A 14,684-nucleotide genomic window follows, 5' to 3' on the forward strand; every position below is an offset into this window, starting at 1 on the left:
GCCGCTCAATTGCAGAAAAACACCGTGATTACCATCGCCTTTATGCAGCTGACCGGTTGAATGAAGATAGCGGGGACCGTAACCGAGCGTCACCGGCACCCGGCAGGCAGCCTGCAGATGCTCCCGCAGGCGGGCCAGAACCCGGTCAAGTTCCGAAGTCCGGGGCAGATAAACGAGCAGGGCCAGATAATCTCCCGGCTTAACCAAAGCCAAAAGCCGGACCGGCACCTGTTCGAGATCGGTGACCTTTTCGAAATGGCGGCTGCCGTACAGCCGGCCTTCAGCCAACCTCGCCAGGGGCTCCGGAGACGGCAGACAACCGGCCTGTTCCCAGCTCTCCATGACGGCGCACGCCCCTTGCTTGGCGGCCTCAACATCAGGTTGATCAAAAGGATTAAGGCCGAGAACCGCACCGGCGGCGGCCGTGGCGAGCTCGAAACGCCAAAGTTCCTGGGCGAGATCGGCGGGCTCATCCAACCGGATCAGGGCCGCCGGCAGTCCGGCTTCGACCACCTGCGCGTGGCCCTGGTCCAGAACTCGGTTATCATCGCCGCCCAGGCGCAGAAAAACATAAAAAGCGTCTTCGGCGGGCCGTCCCTCCCGATTACAGCGGGGAACGGCTTCGGTCTCGCTGATAATCACCGGCAACAAACCCCAGCCCTGCTTACCGAGGCTTTCCGCGATCAACTGTTCCAGCCAGACCGCGAACGGGCGCAGCCGGGGCGAAAGCACGAGACCCATTTTGTCGCGGCCGGCCCGGACCAGTTCCCCCAGGAAAGCTCCTAACCTGAGCGCCGGATTATCCCGCGGCGCGATTTTCGCCGCGCCGGCAGCCATCATCACTTGCGCCCGGGCCAGCAGCTGGCTCGGCGCCAGGCCGAGCAGAGCGGCCGGCAACAGGCCAAAGGCGGTCAGGGCCGAATAGCGGCCGCCGACCGTGGCCGGAGTCGCGAAGATGCGGCGAAAGCCCTTTTCCCGGGCCAGCTTTTCAAGTCCGGACCCGGGATCGGTGAGGGCAACGAAATTCTGTCCGGGATTTTCCCGCAGCCGGCTCAGCCGCTGATAGAAATAATTGAAAAAAGAAAGGGTTTCCAGGGTGCCTCCGGATTTACTGGCCACCAGGAAAAGGGCTTCGGTCAGGGTCTCGACCGCTCCAATCTCCGCCACGGCCAGGGGGTGGGTGCTGTCCAACACTAGCAGCGGCAGACCCGCGTCGACCACACCGAAAACCTCGCTCCAGACCTCGGCGATCAGACTGCTGCCCCCCATGCCCAGCACCACCACTCGGGAGAAACCGGCGGCGCGAATGCCGGCGGCGAAGTTTTCAAGCTCGGTCGCGAGCCCGGCCATACTTACCGGCAGATCAAGCCAGCCCAGACGGTTACTGAGCTCGGGAATGTTTCCGGCCGGGTCGGAATCAACGATCCAGACCGTGGGATCGGCCGCCCAGAGGCGGCGTCCGACATTTTGCGCTTGCCACTGGTCCAGGCGTTCGTCCAGCGCCAAGCGCACCGGACCGGACTCAATTTCAAGACGGTTCAAAGCGGTTGCGAACATAATTTCACCTCCAGCCAACTCGTTTTTTGACCAGCGCCTGAGCCCGCCGCACGATTTCCTTGCGCGTCAGACGAAAATGCTGAAAGAGCTCCACCGCCGGCGCCGAGGCGCCGAAATGATCCAGGGCCAGAATGTCCCCGGGTCCATCCAGGAACCGATGCCAACCCAGGGAAGCGGCGGCCTCGACGATCAGCCGCCGACCGCCCGGGGGCAGCACCTGATCACAATAGGCTTTGGATTGAGCGGTAAACAGTTCCCAACTCGGCATGGAAACCACTCGCGCGGCCACGCCCCTGGTCTTGAGGTCTTCCGCCGCCGCCAGGATCAGGGCCACTTCCGAACCGCTGGCGATCAGGGTCAGGTCGGCTTCCGGCGCGTCCCTGAGCAGATAGGCGCCGCGATGCACTCCGGTCGCCGCTTTCCTGCCGGTCGCGGCCAGGGTCGGCAGATTCTGCCGGGTCAGAATCAAAGCCGTCGGCCCGGTCGTGCGCAGCAGCGCCTCCCGCCAGGCGGCCACGGTCTCGTTGGCGTCGGCCGGCCGAATCACGGTCAGGCCGGGAATCACCCTGAGACTGGCCAGATGTTCGATCGGCTGGTGCGTCGGGCCGTCCTCGCCGACGCCGATGCTGTCATGGGTAAAAACATAAATCACCGGCAGGCCCATCATCGCCGCCAGGCGAATCGCCGGTTTCATGTAGTCGCAGAAAACCAGAAAGGTGCCGCCGAAGATCCTGAGACCGCGATGCAGGGCGATACCGTTCATGATCGCTCCCATCGCATGTTCCCGCACCCCGAAACGAATATTACGGCCGGAAAAAGCGGGCGCCGTGAAATCGGCGGCGCCCTCGATCAGAGTTTTGTTCGAAGGCCCGAGGTCGGCGGAGCCGCCCATCAGTTCCGGAAGCACTGCCGCCAGCCGATTGATGATCTTGCCGGAAACGACGCGAGAGGCTACGCCCTTGGCATCGGCGTCATATCCAGGCAGGCTTTTTTTCCAGTTCGCCGGCAGTTCCGCCGCCTGCCGCCGCCGCCATTCGGCCGCGAGTTCGGGAAAGGCCTGCGCGTAAGCGCTCATCATCTCCAGCCAGGCTTGTTCCGCAGCCGCACCGGCCGCGCCAACCCCGGCGAAATCCTGATAGACTTCCTCCGGCACGAAAAAGGAGCTCTCCTCCGGCCAGCCCAGGTTGACCCGGGTGGCGATAATTTCCGCTGCGCCCAGAGGTTCGCCATGCGCCGAGGGGCTGTCCTGTTTGGCCGGGCTGCCGAAACCGATATGGGTGCGCACGGCGATCAGACTGGGACGTTGCGTTTCGGCCCGGGCCGCGTTCAGGGCGGCGGTGAGCGCGGCCACGTCATTGCCGTTAGCGACTTCGATCACCTGCCAACCGTAAGCCCGGAAACGGGCGACCCGGTCTTCGGTAAAGGTAATTTCCGTGGGCCCCTCGATGGAAATATGATTGTCGTCATAAAGATAGATGAGTTTCCCCAAGCCGAGGTTGCCGGCCAGGGAGGCGGCCTCGTGCGAAATGCCTTCCATCAGGTCGCCGTCGCCGACGATGCCGTAGGTGAAGTGATCGACCACGGGAAAACCGGGCCGGTTAAAGGTCGCGGCCAGGCTTCTCTCGGCCATCGCCAGGCCCACCCCGGCGGCCAGGCCCTGCCCCAGGGGACCGGTCGTGATTTCCACCCCCGGGGTATGCCCGAATTCGGGATGCCCCGGGGTCCGGCTGCCCCACTGCCGAAACGCCTTGAGGTCATCCAGGCTCAAGGGATAACCGCAGAGATGCAGCAGGGCGTAGAGCAAGGCCGAACCGTGACCGGCGGAAAGGACAAAACGATCGCGGTCGGCCCACTGGGGATGGGCCGGATTATGTTTGAGAAAACGACGCCAGAGGGTATAGGCCAGCGGAGCCGCCCCCATCGGCATGCCCGGATGCCCGGAATTAGCCTTTTCCACCATGTCGACCGCGAGAAAACGAATCGTATTGACGGACTTATCTTCCAGAGTCTGCATTATCTATCCTTCAACCTCCATCATAATTAAAAATCAGTATCTGTTCAGGGAAAACCGGCGCAGCCTGGATTCTTCTGCGGCCAACCCGAAAAATCGGGAACACCGGAAATTCTGGGTTTACAAAACAACTCGTACAAACCAAAAAGACGAACCCTTTTTCGAGCCCGTCTTTGGTTGGCATAACACCGCGAAAATAATGGAAATAACAGAATTTTGACTTTTCAAAAAACCGTCAATATACTCTCCATGAACCCGGGCGGCGGGAGAAAAATCAGCCCGCTCGCGTTTATAGCAGTTTAGAAAAGCTAAATCAATCCGCGAATCACTTTCCGGTCCGATCTTTATCCTTTGTGACTCTCATTTTCTCGCCCGGCCGCCGCCTCCTCCACTTCCACCTCTTCCCAGCCGGTAAACATCGAAACCGTATAGGCCGACAGGGTGCCGCCGGTCGTGGTCAGATAGACATGGACGAGAAGAAACAGGAGCAGGGCAAAGGCCGCCAGGGTATGGGAAAAGGCGACCCCGTTAAGCCGCAGACTCAGACCCCAGGCCGGCCAATCGTTGTAATAATAATAAAGCAGACCGCTGAGCAGCTGCAGGGGCAGCAGCACCACCTTCAGGAAGAGATAGGAAAGCGCCTGCAGGGGGTTGAGTTTGCGTTCCTCGCTCTTGTGAAACGGATGCTTTTCCCCGCGCATGATGCCGACCAGGTAGAAAGCGACGATCTTTTGCAGATTCTCGAAACGGGGACGGTAATGCCGCCACTGCCCGGTCGTCAAATGCCAGAAGATCGCGAACGCGGTCAGCCCGAGCAGGACCAGGCCGGCCAGATTATGCCAGCGGCAGGCGGCGGCGTAGCCGAAAAGCCGATAACCGCCGTGAATCTCAAAACCGCTAAGGAGCAGAAAGATAATCAGAAAAGCCTGCAACCAGTGCCAGAAACGCTCAAAACGAGTATATAAATGCAGTTTGATTTTCACGACCGACCTCCTTGACGGCGACTGCCCAGAAAGCGCAGCCCGGCATGCAGGGCCAGACCCAGAAAGGTCAGCAGCAGGGCGATACCGGCCGCGCGGTCCAGCCCCAGCCAACGATCGCGGCCCGGCAGATAGAAACCTTTGAGCCCGGCCAGGCGGCCGTTCCGGCTGTGACAGGCCTCGCAGCCCAGGGCTTGCTCCTTGACCGTGACCATGTGGGTGATCGGCCAGTACATGCCGGTTTCGATAAAGTCAAGCCGCCCGCTGAACGGCAGCCCGGCTTCCCGCATGCCGACGGCGGCGGCCTGTTCCCAGTCATAGGCGCCCCAGTAGGCTCCGGTCTCTTTTTTGCCGTATAGATGCGGAATCACCAGGAGCCGATTTTCCGGATCGAAAGGCTGCCGGCCGCGCATGATCTTGAAAGGATAGATGCGGGCCCGAGGATCCTGGTAATCGCCCTCGGGGACATTAAGTTCGACCCGGTCAACCCCATAGGGCAGGCGCTGTTCGGCCTCGAAATAAGTCATCACGCCGTTATACCAGCGATATTCGGGCTCGACCTCGCGGCCCCAAAGCATGTCGCCCTTCTGGCTGTGATAGATAACGTCGCCGAAGTCATCCTTTTTGACGATAATCTTGCCCGGCTCGGCGAATTTTCCGGCCGTGCTCCAATCCCACCACACTTTGGTGGAAACCCCGCCCCGGGCATAGGTCGGAATGTGGCAGCTCTGGCAGGCCACCTTGTCGGTGTGGTGATCAAGGATGCGGTTGCGCCGGTGCGGGCTGGATCCATGGCAGGATTCACAGGCCAGCCGCTCGCCGTCATCCTTAGGCAAGGCCGGTTCATGTTTCTGAAAAGCGGGTTTTTCGTAACAGCGCCCGGAAATCCGGTGCGCCTTGGTGACATGGCATTTGCCGCAGCTGAAATTCAGGCCCTCGGCGGCCATATGCACATCCAAGGCCTTGTCGGCCTTGAGCAGCGAGGAATCGAGATCGCCGTGCTTGACGCCGTCGCGGCCGCCACCGTAGAAATGGCAGTTGCCGCAATTTTCCCGCCCCGGCTTGCCCACCGCGCGAGCCACCCGGCGCAGATCGACCGGCGCGTAAAGTTTGCCGCCGAAACTTTTTTCGACATAGGCGGGATGGCCGCAAGCGGTGGGAAACTTGACATAAGTGGAAGTCGTGTCGTGACAGACCAGGCAGTCGATATTTTCCTGCGCGCTGAAATCGTAGTCCTTTTCACTCCAGCCGTACCCGGCGTGACAGCTGGTGCACCTGCACCAGTTCGATTGGGGCGAGATTCAGAAATTATTAACGACGTGGGCCTTACCCAGAGGAGGCTTGTCGGCTCCGGCGCCGGGTTCGCATTCCCAGGTCCAGTGTATCGAGCCTTGCACCTGAGTCCCGGCCTGATTATGACATTTCAGGCAGGCCCGAGTGACCTCGGGGCCGGTCGCGAACGGACGATCCAGCTCGGCAAAACGACTGTGATCGGCGGTGGAAAGTCCCGCCCCGGAAATTTCCCCGACGCCGGCCGCGGCGGCGCCGGCACCGCCGGTTGCCGCTCCCGACAGTCCCGGCAACAGCAACAACATCAGAAAAACCAGCCTTCGTAACCACATCAGAAACCTCCTCTTTTTTTCAGTTCCTCAAGTAAACCTTCCCTGATTTTCAAGATACCTTCGATGAACTTGGGATTGGCGACCCGATAATAAAGCGTCTTGCCGTCGCGCCGAAAAACCACCGCCCCTTGGTTGCGCATCAGACGCAGATGCTGCGAAACATTGGCCAGCGACAGATGCAGAGCCTCCGCCACCGCTCCCACCGACATTTCCCCGTCGCCGAGCAGATCCATGATCCGCAAACGAATCGGCGAGGAAAAGATCGTGCAGAATGCGGCATGCAGATCGATAAGATCCGCTTCGGGCGCAAAGGCCGAAATTTTCGGCATGGCCGTCACCTCACGCAAAAATATAATCACCTATTCATATTATTACACTTAAACAACAATGCAAGTATAACGCAAGGGGGCCCGCCGGTCAACCGTTCTTCCCCTCTTTTTTTAAAAACCGTAATTATCCGGGTTGTTCCGGCGGGTTGTTCCGGCGGGTTATTCCGGGGACATGACCTGATTTTTGTCAAGAAAAAAGTATTATGTCCCCAGTTTTTCCCAGATTCTGTATGCGGCCCGGCCGTCCCACAAGGGCGGAGCCGGACGCGGCCGGGGACGGTCTTTTTCATATTCGGCGCAGGCGCCGAGTATGGCCTGCGGATGGCTGCCGACCAGCCGGTTGGTGCCGAGCTCGACCGTGATCGGGCGCTCGGTATTGTCGCGCAGGGTCAGGCAGGGCACGCCGAGGGCCGTGGTTTCCTCCTGCAGTCCGCCGCTGTCGGTGAGCACGAGAAAGGCGTCCCGCCACAGAAAAAGGGACTCCAGAAAACCCAGCGGCTGCAGCGGCATGATATTTTCATCAAGCTTCAGGCCGAAGCGTTGCAGCATCTTGCCGGTCCGCGGATGCACCGGAAAAAAGATTGGGTATTTTTGCGCCAATTGGTTCAAGGCCGCGACGATACCGCCCAGCACCTTAGCGTCATCGACATTGGCGGGACGGTGCAGGGTCAGAAAGAGATAGGCGCGACCCGCCAGCTTTTCCTTCAGGGGCCAAACCGAAAAATTGCGGCCGTCGATTTCCTTAAGCCTTTCGACCTGGCGCAGCAGGTTGTCGATCATGACATGGCCGACAAAAAAAATCCGGTCGGCCGCCTTGCCCTCGTGCTCCAGGTTACGCACCGCGCTTTCCTCGGTAACGAAAAAATAATCGCTGACGGCATCGGTGACCATGCGGTTGATCTCTTCCGGCATGCTGAGATCAAAACTACGCAATCCGGCTTCGACATGGGCCACCTTGATCCACAGCTTCTTGGCAACCACACTGCAAGCCAGGGTCGAATTGACATCGCCGACCACCATGACCAGATCGGGCTTTTGCTCCAGGCAGACCTTCTCAAAGGCAACCATGATGCGGGCCGTCTGCTCGGCATGGCTGCCGGAGCCCGCCTCCAGAAAAAAATCGGGCCGGGGCAATTCCAGATCGTCGAAAAAGGCCTGCGACATCTCATAATCATAATGCTGGCCGGTATGAACAATCAGGCATTCGAGCCCGGCCCGACCGACCGCGGCATGATAGATCGGCGCGATCTTCATGAAATTGGGCCGCGCCCCGGCCACCAGAAAAACCTTCATCACCACTCCTTATGAAGACCGTCTTGCATTGATTTTCGTTAAATTTCAAGTAGCTATTCCGCTTGGTGGTTGCATGCCGGAATGCAACGGTTACGCATCTTAATAAGCCATCAGACAACATCTGTCAATAAAATGGACACCACCTAAGGTCCCACGGCTCAGACCAGCGCCAGGCCGGCTCTTGCATAACCTTGGTGTCGGGCTGCAACAGTAACTACTCGGAAGAGTAACTTTGCAGAAGGATATCCTGGGGACATGACCTGATTTCCGTCCAAGAAATAAGTGTTATGTCCCCAGTTTTTCCAGTTTTTCAGTTTTTTCAGGCGGCGGCAAAAAAAAGGCCCGACGCCAGACGCCGGGCCTTTTTGCAAACCATCATTTATGAAAACCCCGCCGCGCTCGCGCCGGACCAACCCTCAGCTCCGTCTACGCCGCACCCCGAGCAGGCCGAGCAAACCGGAACCCAGCAGCCAAGCGGCGCCGGGAACGGGGACGGGAGTATTGGGGACGTCCCCGGTATTTACGGAAGTAGATGTGAATGCGTGAGTATTATCGTTCACACTGGCTATAAAAGTTAGGTTAAGGCCACCAGCAAAGTTACCAACCAACGCGTCTGCACACTCATAGCCCGGCAAGCCAAGCCCACAAAGGATCAACCCGTTTTTATGATCCAGATAGGAGCCCGCTGCCAGTTGCAATGAGAAAACCCCACCATCATAAAGCGTCATAACTATGGCGTTTTCCCAAGATCCATACATAAGCGGGGCAGAATATTGGGGATCGGTAATTGAGATATACCCACCAGGACCAAATGTCCAGGTCTCATACGTACCGGCATTGTCGTAGCTGACTAGATTGCCTGTGACAAAATTAAGTACTGCGCCCGAGAGGGAAATGCTGGCATCATAAGCTGCATCCTGCAACATCACGTCATCAACGACGATTCCACTACCCTCTAATGGGGCAGCTCCACCAGCGTAAGAAATCGAGCCAGGATTGTTCTCGCTATGCACATTAAAATCCAGATACCAAGCCATTGCTCCGCTCACTCCCAGACCCCACGCTAGCATCAGCGCCAACGCTGTTATCGCCAGTAACCTTTTCATTGCCTTTTTTCCTCCACTGTTTATTTTTACCCTGCCGGTGCATCTAATGTCTCGACCGGCGTTTGATTCTCGAAGTACAAGCGTCTCAACTCGCCATGATGGGAATATACGACATCATACCGAAAGAGTAAATACGACGAAAGTATGAAAAAAAGCTTAATTTGCCGTGGGAAAAAGGCTGCACAGAAGGAAGGTAACCACCAGGAGGGGCAGGCAAAAAAGTTCTTTTCAATCGAGTTGCGCCCCAAAATTGCACCATGGACACACCCGACTCGCCCTATAAAAAAGCATGCAAAAAGGGCCGCGAACGCGGCCCTTTTTGCGGTAAAAACCCGCATGCCTAAACGAAACTACCGATCATCAGGCGGAACGCCGCCGCACCCCGAGCAGGCCGAGCAGACCGGAACCCAGCAGCCAGGCGGCACCGGGGATGGGAACACAATGCTTGCCGGCGATCACGTCAACATCCACGGCACCGTTGGTAGTGAAGGTGAAATCACCGCCGCCGCAATTACCACAGAACAGGCCCGCCAGATTAAGGTTCTGCCAATCAGCCAAGACGAAACTCAGGCTGTCGATACCGAGACCGGCATAGACATAGTTAGCGGTCGGATCGCCCCGAAAGAACATCAGGTCCAAATCAGCGGTAACTTCAGACGAACCGAGGTCAACATCAGAAAAAGCATAATAAAGCGTGCCCCCGGCGAAGGCGAAGCTGCCGCCGGTGCCGCCGACATAGGCGTTGCCGGCCGCGTCAAGAGAGAAACTTCCCGAGTTTCCAGTAAAGGCACTCCCGCTAACCGGAGCGCTGCCATGCACATAACTGTAGCTGCCCGAGTACAGGGAGCTGTAGTCACCATCCAGCGACCCATCCGCAGCATCGGCCAGAAACGCCGCGATATCGTCGGCACTGATAGTCAATGAACCGTTAGCTGTTCCAGCCCAGTACTGGCCACTGGGATCCGTGAAATTATACGTTGACGCCCAACCGGCTCCGCCGGACAGAAAGACCAGCAACAACGCCATGCTAAAAATTTTCCCGATCGCTTTCATTGCCTTTTCCTCCTTTTATAAAATTATAATCCCGGGGACACCGTCCCCCCCAATTGCCATTCCTTTGCCAACCCGACCCCCAATCACATCACCTTTTATTTAAATTGATTCCAAAGCAAGAGTAAATACGACGAAAGTATGAAAAAAAGCTTAATTTGTCGTGGAAAAAGGCTGCACAGAGGGAAGGAAGCCACCAGGCGGAGACCGGGGCCAAAAAAGGAGAACCAAGCCCACGGAAAAGGCGCGCGGAAAAGGCGAATCAGAGATTACGCGCGGCCCAGATCGAGGCCTGCTGGCGATTGGCGACGTTGATTTTCTTGAAGATCCGGTAGAGGTGGGAACGCACGGTATGAATGCTGACGCAGAGTCTAGCGGCAATGGCGTCATTGCCCAGGCCTTGTGAAACCATCAGCAGCACCTCGCGCTCGCGGCCGGTCAGGACGAATTTTTCCTCGCGCGTGCCGCCTTCGCGCCGCCGCATATCGACCAGACAGGAGCTCATGAGCTGCCGGGAAAGCCAGATTTCACCGTTGCGGATGGCCTCGACCCCGCGACAAAGATTTTTGGGCGGGTCTTCTTCATAAAAAACCCCCCAGACCCCTAAACGCAGCAATTCCTCCTCGACATTGCAGGCGCTGTCAACGTTGAAAAGCGCGATAAAGACATCCTCGCTGGTCTGAAAATCATGGTCCTTCAAGCGGCTGACGATATAAGAAACCGAGCGCCCCTTGCAATCGCTGAACACAATCGCCCGGCAACCCGGCTTGAGACTGGCCGGCAGCAGCCCGCCGCCGGTGTCGTTGCGGCAGGGCAGACCGGTTTCCTTTTCAAGAAAAATCGCCAGCAATTCCCCCTGGACATTCCCGGAGCCCACGATATAAATCAACCATTCGGCAGCATTTTCCGACATAGGGATGTAAGCGCGCCGCTCTCCTCAAAAAAAAACATGCCGGCCAAAAACAGGGCGCGGGCAGAAACTCAAAGCCGCACAGGCCTAGCACCCGTGAATCCGCCCCCAAAAGCATAAGCCCGGCACGGCTACCGACTCAGTGCGAGGTACAGATACCAGATACCAGATGAGCGGCCGTTTTGCAACCGGAGAGATTCCCGGATTTAAAAAATTGGGGGCTGAGACGTCGGACCCCGTCGGAACCGCTGGTAAAGGGCAAAATAGGGGTTGTATTTTTCCGCCTCGGACTCTATAACCACAGCGGTACTTTTACCCCATGTGCGCCCGCTCGCCGAAAAACATTTAACCATTTTTTATCGAGGCCCGACCGACCCCGTCGGCCCGGCCGAGGAAAACCGCTCACCATGTACAAAGCTTTTTACGCGATGCGGGAGAAACCTTTCGACCTGCTTCCCGACCCCCATTTTCTCTACATGAGCCCCGGCCACGACAGCGCCTATGCCCATCTCGAATACGCCATTCGGGAAAACCAGGGTTTCGTCGTCATCTCCGGCGAGGTCGGCTGCGGCAAGACCACGCTGATCAACTACCTGCTGCGCCAGGTGCCCAAGGATCTGCAGGTGGCCCTGATCAGCCATACCGATGTCGAACCCGAACTTTTTTTCAAGCTCCTCTGCCGCAAATTCGAGCTGGATTGCGACCAGCTCGACAAGGGCGACATGATCGCCCTTGTCTATGATTTTCTCCACCGGGAGCGACGGCAGGGGCGACGGGTCGCCCTGATTATCGACGAAGCCCAGAATCTGCCCGATCGCACCCTGGAAGAGATTCGCATGCTTTCCAACCTCGAGGCCGAAAAGGAGCACCTGATTCAGATCATCCTGGTCGGCCAGCCGGAACTGCGGCAGAAACTGCGCCGTCCCCACCTGCGCCAATTCCTGCAACGGGTCACGGTTCATTACCATCTTGAAGGGCTGAAGAACCTGGAAGAAAGCAGGGAATACATTCGCCACCGCCTGCAGGTTACCGGCTGCCCCAATTACGCCACCCTCTTCAGCGACGCCGCCATCGCCGCCGTGCACCAGGAAAGCCACGGGATTCCGCGCCTGATCAATTATATCTGCGACATGGCGCTGGTCCACGGCTACGCCGACGGCCTGACCACGATCGATGAAGCTATCATTGAAGAGGTAAGAAAAACCCGCGCGCAGAACTCACTCTTCGGCGAAAGCGCGGAAACCGACGACGAAGCCGGAGGCCAAGCCGCGCCCGCCGCCATGCCGCCGGCGGGCTTTGACCAGGCGGTCGGCGCCCGCGACCTGAGCGAGGTCAGACAACGTCTGGGTTTTATTGAAAGCCTGGTCGAAGCCCAGGCCGGACAATTGCAGGATCTGCAACACGCCTTGACCGGCCGCGATCAACTGCTGCTCGAACTGACCCTGCTGCTGCAGAAAAGTCTGGAGAAACGCTGGCAGGTCGCGTTGCGCTATTTTCAGACCTTAAACGAACTCAAGCAATTAAAAGAAATCATAAAACTCGGACCCGAATCCACGGGTCGGGAAAAAACGGACCGCAGCAAAGCGAGCCCGGGCGGGAAAAGCCCGGCGGGAAAAAGCCCCGGCGCGCCCCGGACCGAGCCTGCCGGCAAACCCGACAACCACGACCAGGCGAAAAAGCGCTCCTGGCTCGACCGCCTGCTCTCTTAGGAAAAATCCGGGGACGGTTTTTCAGACCGCCCCCGTCAGCCAGCGCAAGCCCGCCAGCAACAGCACCCCGACCACCGTCAGGCCCAGGTCCAGATTTCTGGTCCTGGACTCCTCGAGAATCACTTCCAGCGCGAAAAAAACGGCAATAATCCTGATCGCCAGGGTCTTCACCTGCCCTCCGGCCAGTTCCGCGGGCGCCACCGAAGGCAGCAGGATCGCGGTCATCAGAATCAGAAAATCCAGCGGCGTGCTCTGATAGCCGTCACGCCGGGTCAGCTTCAGCAACAACAGCGAAAAGATAATCAAAGAAACGTAGAGCGGCCCATAAAACCAACCGGCGCCGCAACATCGGCACCACGAAATCCGACCGTCCGCCGGCGCCACGGCGCCCCAGTACACCAGCAGGGGCAGAGGCAGATAAACGGCGGTCCGCAGAAAAAATTCGTAATGACGACTTCCGGTGAGCATCAGGACCAGGACCACTCCGGAAAGCGCCAGCGCCAACCCGGCGAACCAACCCGGAATCTCGGCCATCGACAACACCACCACCAGGAGGATCAGAGAGAAATTGATCCGCAGGAGCAAAAAAAGGACTTTCAGAACCCGGGTCAGCAGATGGGCTTCGGCCAATATCTTCTGAAAATTTCCGGGAAGGTTTTCCGCTTTCCGGGTAAGACGCCAACCAAAGCGCGATGACAGATAGAAAAAAAGGCTCACCGCCGCCCCGATGCCGAGGGCCCAGCCGAGAATCAACCAGTCCGAGCTGAAACGCAGACGATAGGCGGCCAGCACCAGCCCCAGCTGCACCAGATAAATCGCCAGCACCGCTTCCCGATGCGCCAGGCCCAGACGCATCAGCTTGTGGTGAAAATGATTCTTGTCGGCGGCAAAGGGCGAGCGGCCATTGTAAATGCGGGCCAGCATGACCGTCAGGGTGTCGAGAATGGGAAAACCCAGCAACAGCAGCGGTAACAGGGGGCTGTAGATCACATCCGTCCGGGTCAGGTAAAGGGAGACCGTGATCGCGAGAAAACCGAGCAGCTGGCTGCCGGCGTCGCCCATGAAGATGGTCGCCGGGTAAGTATTGTAGCGCAGAAAACCGAAAATCGCCCCGATCACGGCGGCGGCCACCATCACCACCACGGCATCGCCCGCGCGCAGGCCGAAATAACCCAGCAACAGAAAGGAAATAACCGTGATGCCGCCGGCCAGGCCGTCGAGACCGTCGGCCAGATTGATGGCGTTGGTGACCCCGACGATAACTACGATGCTTAAAGGGATTGAAAGCCAGGCGGGCAGCAGCCAGCCGTCCGGCAGCAGGGCGCCGAGGCTGGTGATGGCGATGCCGCCGTAAAGGACGACCACGGCGGCGGCCAGAATCTGGGCTCCGAACTTGGCCCGATGGCCAAGCCCGATCAGATCATCGACAAAACCGGCCCCCACAATGATGGCACAAGCCAGCAGCCAAGGCCGAAAAACCTCCGCCTGCCCCCAGAGAAACAACGGCAACAAGGCCCCGACGGCCATCGCCAGACCCCCGGTCCGCGCCATTGGCCGGGCATGCACCTTGCGTTCGTCGGGCTTGTCGACCGCATTTATTTTATAAGCCAGGCTCCGGAAAAAAGGCACCAGCACCACGGTGATGAAAAGGGAGAGAAAGAGCGTGTTAAGAAAGACCATGAAAAACCATCTCGATCATAACGAAATTTTCCCTTTCCGACCCGCACGCCCGGCTTATACCTTCGTGATTTCCCCCGGTTTCGGCATGCCGCCGGGCCGGCGCGACAGCACGGATCAAAAGCGTCCCACCAAGGTGGACCACGTCACGATATCCAGGAGACTACCTCCTTTATTGGCGACGGCAAAATATACCCGATGAGACAGTAAATCAAGTTTTTTATACCGCGCCCCTCCTTCTTAATTGGGGACATCTTTTTAATTGGGGGACATAATACTTATTTCCGCGGAAATAAGTATTATGTCCCCCAATTAACTAGTTTCCATCCGGGAACGATAAATGATTAAAAATATTATAAAAATTATGTTTTTTGCTTTATATTTTCATGGCGATATGCTATGTACTTTGGAGGTAAACAATTGATATCATTGAAAACTTA

The 14,684-nt window shown here is 58.0% G+C and carries 11 protein-coding genes and 1 pseudogene; 1 reads left to right on the forward strand and 11 read right to left on the reverse strand.

Annotated features, from left to right (window positions below; translation table 11 throughout):
* The 10 genes and pseudogenes from ENN66_01480 to ENN66_01525 form a co-directional block, all read right to left on the reverse strand.
* Positions 1–1,557: phosphoheptose isomerase (locus ENN66_01480; GenBank protein HDS15295.1), on the reverse strand; the 1,557-nt coding region annotated here is incomplete at its 3' end.
* 4 nt (positions 1,558–1,561) lie between these two features.
* Positions 1,562–3,571 (reverse strand): transketolase, encoded by a 2,010-nt coding sequence (gene tkt / locus ENN66_01485; GenBank protein HDS15296.1) that lies wholly within the window; start codon positions 3,569–3,571, stop codon positions 1,562–1,564.
* A gap of 341 nt (positions 3,572–3,912) precedes the next feature.
* Positions 3,913–4,551 carry a cytochrome B gene (locus tag ENN66_01490; protein ID HDS15297.1) on the reverse strand — a complete coding sequence of 213 codons (639 nt, stop codon included), beginning with the start codon at positions 4,549–4,551 and terminating at the stop codon, positions 3,913–3,915.
* Positions 4,548–5,849: a tetrathionate reductase family octaheme c-type cytochrome gene (locus ENN66_01495; GenBank protein ID HDS15298.1), complete on the reverse strand. Its 1,302-nt coding sequence runs from the start codon at positions 5,847–5,849 to the stop codon at positions 4,548–4,550. The genes ENN66_01490 and ENN66_01495 overlap by 4 nt, the downstream gene beginning before the upstream one ends.
* Complete coding sequence (locus ENN66_01500; GenBank protein HDS15299.1) at positions 5,850–6,170, reverse strand: hypothetical protein; 321 nt, start codon at positions 6,168–6,170, stop codon at positions 5,850–5,852.
* A complete protein-coding gene (locus tag ENN66_01505; protein ID HDS15300.1) occupies positions 6,170–6,499 on the reverse strand; it encodes an ArsR family transcriptional regulator in 330 nt (109 codons plus the stop codon). Before ENN66_01505 ends, ENN66_01500 begins: the two co-directional genes overlap by 1 nt.
* Positions 6,500–6,700: 201 nt before the next feature.
* Positions 6,701–7,792, reverse strand: coding sequence for a UDP-N-acetylglucosamine 2-epimerase (non-hydrolyzing) (locus ENN66_01510; protein HDS15301.1), 1,092 nt, complete (start codon positions 7,790–7,792; stop codon positions 6,701–6,703).
* 416 nt (positions 7,793–8,208) lie between these two features.
* A pseudogene (locus tag ENN66_01515) lies at positions 8,209–8,289 on the reverse strand (PEP-CTERM sorting domain-containing protein).
* 969 nt (positions 8,290–9,258) lie between these two features.
* Entirely contained in the window at positions 9,259–9,951 is a 693-nt protein-coding gene (locus ENN66_01520) for a hypothetical protein (GenBank protein ID HDS15302.1), read from the reverse strand.
* 259 nt (positions 9,952–10,210) lie between these two features.
* On the reverse strand, positions 10,211–10,861 hold the full coding sequence (locus ENN66_01525; GenBank protein ID HDS15303.1) for a response regulator transcription factor: 651 nt from the start codon (positions 10,859–10,861) through the stop codon (positions 10,211–10,213).
* 404 nt (positions 10,862–11,265) lie between these two features.
* Between ENN66_01525 and ENN66_01530 the strand changes: the two genes are divergently transcribed.
* Positions 11,266–12,567, forward strand: a complete 1,302-nt coding sequence (locus ENN66_01530; GenBank protein ID HDS15304.1) for a general secretion pathway protein GspA — start codon at positions 11,266–11,268, stop codon at positions 12,565–12,567.
* A 21-nt stretch (positions 12,568–12,588) separates the two neighbouring features.
* Here ENN66_01530 and ENN66_01535 read toward each other — a convergent pair whose 3' ends face one another.
* On the reverse strand, positions 12,589–14,247 hold the full coding sequence (locus ENN66_01535; GenBank protein HDS15305.1) for an undecaprenyl/decaprenyl-phosphate alpha-N-acetylglucosaminyl 1-phosphate transferase: 1,659 nt from the start codon (positions 14,245–14,247) through the stop codon (positions 12,589–12,591).
* Between the last annotated feature and the right edge of the window lie 437 nt (positions 14,248–14,684).

This window comes from Pseudomonadota bacterium (assembly GCA_011049115.1).
Taxonomy (GTDB): domain Bacteria; phylum Desulfobacterota; class Anaeroferrophillalia; order Anaeroferrophillales; family Tharpellaceae; genus DSCM01.

What these genes read in the sequence shown, in the direction of transcription:
- ENN66_01505 (HDS15300.1), bottom strand. Translation starts at nt 6,499, where the DNA reads ATGCCGAAAATTTCGGCCTTTGCGCCCGAAGCGGATCTTATCGATCTG.
- ENN66_01535 (HDS15305.1), bottom strand. Translation starts at nt 14,247, where the DNA reads ATGGTCTTTCTTAACACGCTCTTTCTCTCCCTTTTCATCACCGTGGTG.
- ENN66_01510 (HDS15301.1), bottom strand. Translation starts at nt 7,792, where the DNA reads ATGAAGGTTTTTCTGGTGGCCGGGGCGCGGCCCAATTTCATGAAGATC.
- ENN66_01530 (HDS15304.1), top strand. Translation starts at nt 11,266, where the DNA reads ATGTACAAAGCTTTTTACGCGATGCGGGAGAAACCTTTCGACCTGCTT.
- ENN66_01500 (HDS15299.1), bottom strand. Translation starts at nt 6,170, where the DNA reads ATGTGGTTACGAAGGCTGGTTTTTCTGATGTTGTTGCTGTTGCCGGGA.
- tkt (HDS15296.1), bottom strand. Translation starts at nt 3,571, where the DNA reads ATGCAGACTCTGGAAGATAAGTCCGTCAATACGATTCGTTTTCTCGCG.
- ENN66_01525 (HDS15303.1), bottom strand. Translation starts at nt 10,861, where the DNA reads ATGTCGGAAAATGCTGCCGAATGGTTGATTTATATCGTGGGCTCCGGG.
- ENN66_01520 (HDS15302.1), bottom strand. Translation starts at nt 9,951, where the DNA reads ATGAAAGCGATCGGGAAAATTTTTAGCATGGCGTTGTTGCTGGTCTTT.